We start from the raw sequence: 984 nt of genomic DNA, 5'->3' as shown, positions 1-984 counted from the left end.
CAGACGAAGCGCTATATCGCGCGAAAAACCTAGGGCGGAATAGAGTCGAATACTATATTGATCCTGAAGATATCTACTTTTCACCTAGCAAGCTCTATCAAACAGGGCTTATCCATTTACAGTGGAGCAAACGCTACGAATCTGGCAACAAAACCATTGACTCCCAACACCATCACCTTTTTCAATTATCCAACAGACTACTTTCCGCTATAATTGCAGGAGAATCAAAAGAACACTGCTTAAACCTGATTAATGCACTTATTGAGCATGTCAAAGAACACTTCAGAGACGAATCTGAAACATTCTTATCGGCAAATTACGAAGATTCAGAAAATCACTGCAAGATACACGACAAACTACTAGGCCAGTGCGCCGACCTTGCAGAGAAATACAAGCATGACTCGCTATCGCTAGGGGAAATTTTAGTATTTCTCGCTAGCGAAGTCATACACAATCATATGATCATAGAAGACAAGAAATTCTTCAAATGTATTTGAGCGTTTCGACTCAGACATATCGCAAACAAGAAAACGCAGGAAGCTGCATTATTGTTCAAACAGCTAAGACTACAGGATTCCAGTTTACTGGACTGTTGAAAATCCAGAGTTTAGCGATTTTCCGGCGTTAAAAATCACAGGATCCTGCGAGTTCAGACCGTCATAAAAACTAAACAAGCTGAAAATACACAGAAAATAATAATTTTGATCCAAAAACGGCTTGTCCGATGGCAGAATCCTGCCATCCAGTCCCATAGTCTACTTCAAAAACGAAAGAAATATCGTTTTTGACCAACTGGACATGGGATGGACCAGGAAGACTATAGGGAAACGGCTGCCCTTCGGTCACTTTCAGTTCGTTGGTGGGCTTGCCGCTGGTGTTAGCGCTTGCCTCCTCCCTGTGTCTTAGCTATAGATATTTGCTATCGCAATTGCAAGGAGGCATCACAAATGCAAATCCTGATCGTCTTATCAAGCAATTCACCTG

General features: G+C 41.9%; 1 protein-coding gene. It reads left to right on the top strand.

Features of this window, described 5'->3' with window-relative positions; all coding sequences use genetic code 11:
• The coding region (locus NY78_RS24405) for a bacteriohemerythrin (RefSeq protein WP_156181162.1) at nucleotides 1-497 on the top strand (497 nt) is incomplete at its 5' end.
• Nucleotides 498-984: the final 487 nt, after the last annotated feature.

This window comes from Desulfovibrio sp. TomC (genome assembly GCF_000801335.2).
GTDB lineage: Bacteria > Desulfobacterota > Desulfovibrionia > Desulfovibrionales > Desulfovibrionaceae > Solidesulfovibrio.
The sequence above is the reverse complement of the archived record's forward strand: the minus strand, read 5'-3'. Positions and strand labels throughout refer to the sequence as shown.